Here is a 528-nt window from a genome sequence, read left to right as displayed (position 1 = left end):
GCATAGTCGAATTAACTTTGTTACCCCAGAGCAAAGGCACTTAGGTCTGGATGAAGAAATATTATCGAAGAGGGATGAGCTTTATCGCAAGATGAAAAGAAAGAACCAAATAAGGTGGTCAAAAGCTACGCGGAACTGGGAGAAAGTGGGTGACGTTAAGTTGAACCCGGAGAAGGAAAAACAAGCAGCTTAAATGCTCAGGCGACAACTACCTTGAAAAACGCCGATGGGCAGCCTTCTGGATATTCACCCAAGTTTGCAAGAGCTTCACAAATATGCTGATGGTTTAATTCTGCTTTCTGGTTTTGAGCAGAACTACTGGCACTAGTACAATCATGTGAATCCCACAATCCGTCTTTATTAATATCCTCATCAGCATCATTTACTCGATCACTGTTTAAATCCCAACAATTTATACCTGCATTTCCTCCCTTTCCCTTATCACCCTCTAGAGGGCAGCCTGTAAGAACANATGTAAAAAGTAATATTGGTATTAGTTTTAATCTCATTAGAGCGTCCTCTTTATAG

Annotated in this window: 1 pseudogene; it reads left to right on the top strand. The window is 40.8% G+C overall.

The features are described from left to right. Positions 1-193: pseudogene (locus A3763_RS29690) on the top strand (IS3 family transposase); the annotation flags it as partial. Positions 194-528: the final 335 nt, after the last annotated feature.

The sequence above is a fragment of the Oleiphilus sp. HI0128 genome (genome assembly GCF_001635365.1).
The sequence above is the reverse complement of the archived record's forward strand: the minus strand, read 5'-3'. Positions and strand labels throughout refer to the sequence as shown.